Genomic DNA, 4,153 nt, shown 5'->3' with positions numbered 1-4,153 from the left:
AAGGCTTCCTCACCCGCGATTCGCGCGTGGTCGAGCGCAAGAAGTACGGCCGGGCCAAGGCCCGTCGTTCCTTCCAGTTCTCCAAGCGCTGATTGTTGCGGCCGGCTTCGGCCGGCCGGGCAGCGCACGGCCTTCGGGTTTCATCAGGCGGGGCGGTCCTTCGGGCCGCCCCGTTCTGCTTTTGCGGGCCGGTGCCGGGGGCGATGCGCCAAGCGGCTTGAGCAGAACGCACGGGCTGCTAAACTGGCCGGCGAATGATGTGAATCTGCGAGGCCGGCGCCCTGTGTCCACAAAGCGGCGCGGCCGGCCCGAAGAGGCTTTGTGAACATACCCGTGTCTGACCAGCCGGCAGCAGGACCGGCAGGATCACCGGGGCTATGGGCCGGGTGGCTGTTGCAGCCGTCTGGTCAGGGCCTGCCCGCCGATGAACGCGGCGGAGCCGGGGCTGCGCATGGCGCGGTGGCCGTCGGGCCCGGACTGGCAGGGGTGGCACGCCTGAAAATCGGTGTGCCGCCGGCCGGATCGGGATTCGACGCCATTGTCGTGCCGGGCGCGCGTTCGGCGGTGACGGATGACGAGCCCGGCGAGCTTGCCGCCGGGCGCAAACGCTCTGGCCGCACGCCGCGCGGCAACAATGGCGGTGCCGACAAGGGCGCCGGCGGCCGTGCTGCGCCCCGCAAGGGCCGCCGCAGCCGCGGCGGTGCACCGGCGGGCAGTGGCAATCCGCAAGGCGGACAGGGCGCGGCCGGTGCCGGCGGCGGCCACGGTGCAGGCAGTCACGGCGGTGCTGGCAGTCACGGTGGCAGCAATCACGGTGGTGGTGGCCCGCGCGGTGGTGCCGGGCATTCAGCGCCGGCAAATCGCGGTGCAGAAGCGACCGGCCCGCACGGTGCCGGCGGCCGCAAGGCCGGGCGCCGCGAGCGCGACGACGAAGCGCGGCGCAGCGCACAGGCGCGGCGGGATGACGGCCGGCAGGAAGGCCGGCAAGAAAACCGGCAAGAAGGCCGGCACGAGAGCCGTCATGACGAGATGCCGCGCGGCAGTGCCGCCCGCGGCCCGGCGGGGCCGGGCGAACGCGGTGCGGGCGAACGGGGCGGTGCGGGCAGTCGCGCGCCCGGGCGTCCGGCACGCGGGGCGGGCAGCCGCGGTAACGTGCCCGCCGCAGCACCGGCAAGGCCGGCGCGGGGCGGCGGCGAGGCTGCGCCGGCCCATCGCGAGGTGGCCGTGCGTCCGGTCACACCGGCTCCGGCGGTCCGCCGGCCGGCAGGCGCGGAAGGCGGCGCGGGCGCGGTGCGGCGCTATGCGGCGCTTGATCTGGGCACCAACAACTGCCGTCTGCTCATCGCCGAGCCGCGCGGGCGCTATTTCCGCGTCGTCGATGCCTTCTCGCGCATCGTGCGGCTGGGGGAGGGCGTGAGCCTTTCCGGCGTTCTTGCCGATGCGGCGATGGATCGTGCCATCGAGGCGCTCAAGGTGTGTCGCCGCAAGCTGATCGACCGTCGCGTCGACCGCTTCCGCCTGATTGCGACCGAGGCCTGCCGCGCCGCCGCCAATGGCGAGGCCTTTCTGGCCCGCGTGCGGGAGGAAGCGGATCTGGAGCTTGAGGTGGTCTCGCGGGAGACCGAGGCCCGTCTTGCGGTGGCCGGCTGCGCCTCGCTGGTCGACCGGGAGAGCGACGGCGCCATTCTGTTCGATATCGGCGGCGGCTCGTCGGAGCTGGTGTGGCTGGATTTGCGCCGCCGGGGCGGCCCGGTTGCCGCAGCACGGGCCATGCGGGCGTGGACCTCGCTGCCGGTTGGCGTGGTGGCACTGGCCGACCGCTACGGCGGCGTGACGGTGACCCCGGCCGTGTTCGAGGACATGGTGGGCGAAGTGTGCCGTCTGCTGGAGGCCTTCAGCCCCGGCGCGGAACTGGATGCCGGGGTGGCCGCAGGACGGGTGCACTTTCTCGGCACCTCGGGCACGGTGACGACGCTTGCCGGCGTGCATCTCGGCCTCACGCGCTATGACCGGCGGCGGGTCGACGGCACATGGCTTGAGACGGCGGATCTGACGCGGATGATCGGGGAGGTCTGCGCCATGCCCTACGAGGCGCGGGTTGAAAGCCCGTGCATCGGCCGCGACCGTGCGGATCTGGTGATTGCGGGATGCGCCATTCTGGAGGCGATCCGCCGGCGCTGGCCCTGTCGCCGGCTGCGGGTGGCCGACCGCGGCCTGCGCGAGGGCATCCTGACGGAGCTGATGGCGGCCGATCGCGGCCATGGTGCGGGGCCGGGTTCGAATCACGGCGGCGCGCGGCCTGCGCGGCCGGCGGCCGGCCGGCGCGAGACGGCGGACAGTGCAGAAGGAGCGGGCCGATGAGCGGCAAGAGCGGCAACGGCAGCGGCAGCACCCGCGCCCTGAAGGTGCGGGTGAAGACGGCCCGGCGGCGCACGACCTCGTCGACCCGCTGGCTGCAGAGACAGCTGAACGATCCCTATGTGCGCCGCGCCAAGGCGGAGGGCTATCGCTCCCGCGCGGCCTACAAGCTGATCGAGATGGACGACAAGCACCACCTGCTGCGGGCGGGCATGCGGGTGGTGGATCTGGGCGCGGCCCCCGGCGGCTGGTCGCAGGTGTGCGTGGAACGCACCGGCTCCGACGATGCCCATCCGCGCATCGTGGCCATCGATTATCTGGAAATGGACCAGCTTCCCGGCGTCATCGTCCTGCAGAAGAACTTTCTCGACGACGATGCCCCGGCGGTGCTGATCGAGGCGCTCGGCCACCGCAAGGCCGATCTGGTGCTGTCCGACATGGCGGCGCCGACCACCGGCCACAAGAAGACCGATCACCTGCGCATCATGCACCTGTGCGAGGTGGCGGCGGAGTTCGCGCGCGACATTCTCGCCCCCGGCGGAGCGTTTCTGGCCAAGGTATTCCGCGGCGGCACCGAGAACGAGCTGCTCGCCAACCTGAAGCGCGATTTCGCGCAGGTGATGCACGTCAAGCCGGCGGCAAGCCGCTCCGATTCGGTGGAGCTTTATGTGCTTGCCAAGGGCTTCCGCGGCCGCACGGAGGCGGCGGACGACGATGGCGAGGCCGCTGCGGGCGGGGAGGAAGAGGCGGGCGGCTATCGCCCCTGAAACCACCGCCTCTGAGACCACCGTCCCTGAAATCACCGCCCCTGACCGGGGCGGCGAGGGGCGGCGGCGGGCGGGCCTTCAGGCGGCATGGCCGCGCCCGGCCGCCATGTGGGCACCGGCATCCCGCGGCAGGCGGGCGAAGATGAACGGCGCGATCAGCGCCGAGGCGCCGACGACCATGAAGCCGACGAAGAAATCGTGCGGCTGAAGGACGTGGCCGGGACTGGCGGCGCGCAGCGTCTCCAGCACCAGTGCGCCGATGGCCACGCCGCACGAAAGCGACACCTGCTGCGCCACGCTGGCAAGGCTGGTGGCCCGGCTCATGGCGGCGTCCGGCACGTCGGCGTAGGCCACCACGTTGATGCAGGTGAACTGCAGCGAGCGGAAGAAGCCGGAGACGAGCAGCACCGCGATCATCACCCAGTGCGGCAGGCCGAGGGCAAAGGCGCCGGTGGCGAACACGAAGCCGGCGCTGAGAATACCGTTGGCCACCAGCACCGGGCGGAAGCCGAACCGCCGCACGATGCGCCCGACGGTGAACTTCATCGTCAGCGCGCCGATGGTGGAAAGGAACGTCAGGCTGCCGGACTGGAAAGCCGTCATGCCGAGGCCGAGCTGCAGCATCAGCGGCAGCAGGAACGGAATGGCGCCGACCGCGATGCGGAAGGCAAAGCCCCCGGTGATGCTGGCGCGGAAGGTGGCGAACCGCAGCAGGCTGAAATCCAGAATCGGCCGTTCCGCCCGGCGATAGTGCAGCAGGTAGAGGCCCATCAGCACCGCCCCGGCCACGATGAGCGCGGTTGCGACCTGCGGCGGCACCTGCCCGTGGCCGATGACGGAAAAGCCGAACAGCAGGCCGGAAAGCCCCAGCCCGGAGAGCGCAAAGCCCGCCCGGTCGAACGGCGGTGCCGCCTCCGCGCGCAGGCGCGGCACAAAGGCGAGCGCCAGCGCAAGGCCGATGACGCCAACGGGCACGTTGATCCAGAAAATCCAGCGCCAGTGCCAGTAGGTGGCGATGAAGCCGCCGA

4 protein-coding genes are annotated in these 4,153 nt (G+C 71.8%); 3 read left to right on the top strand and 1 reads right to left on the bottom strand.

The window, feature by feature from the left end; translation table 11 throughout:
- The 3 genes from rpsI to V7067_RS16100 all read left to right on the top strand — a co-directional run.
- Positions 1-92: 30S ribosomal protein S9 (rpsI, locus tag V7067_RS16110; protein WP_334176919.1), on the top strand; the 92-nt coding region annotated here is incomplete at its 5' end.
- Between the two features lie 937 nt (positions 93-1,029).
- Entirely contained in the window at positions 1,030-2,361 is a 1,332-nt protein-coding gene (locus tag V7067_RS16105) for a Ppx/GppA phosphatase family protein (protein ID WP_334176918.1), read from the top strand.
- Positions 2,358-3,125: an RlmE family RNA methyltransferase gene (locus V7067_RS16100; protein ID WP_334176917.1), complete on the top strand. Its 768-nt coding sequence runs from the start codon at positions 2,358-2,360 to the stop codon at positions 3,123-3,125. Before V7067_RS16105 ends, V7067_RS16100 begins: the two co-directional genes overlap by 4 nt.
- Positions 3,126-3,203: 78 nt before the next feature.
- Here V7067_RS16100 and V7067_RS16095 read toward each other — a convergent pair.
- Positions 3,204-4,153, bottom strand: a 950-nt coding sequence (locus V7067_RS16095; protein WP_334176916.1) for an MFS transporter, incomplete at its 5' end; no start/stop codon positions are given.

This window comes from Pseudoxanthobacter sp. (genome assembly GCF_036822375.1).
Lineage (GTDB): Bacteria > Pseudomonadota > Alphaproteobacteria > Rhizobiales > Segnochrobactraceae > Pseudoxanthobacter.
Note: the sequence above shows the minus strand (reverse complement) of the source record. Positions and strands in the feature narration are given on the sequence as shown.

What these genes read in the sequence shown, in the direction of transcription:
- V7067_RS16105 (WP_334176918.1), top strand. Translation starts at nt 1,030, where the DNA reads ATGCCGCGCGGCAGTGCCGCCCGCGGCCCGGCGGGGCCGGGCGAACGC.
- V7067_RS16100 (WP_334176917.1), top strand. Translation starts at nt 2,358, where the DNA reads ATGAGCGGCAAGAGCGGCAACGGCAGCGGCAGCACCCGCGCCCTGAAG.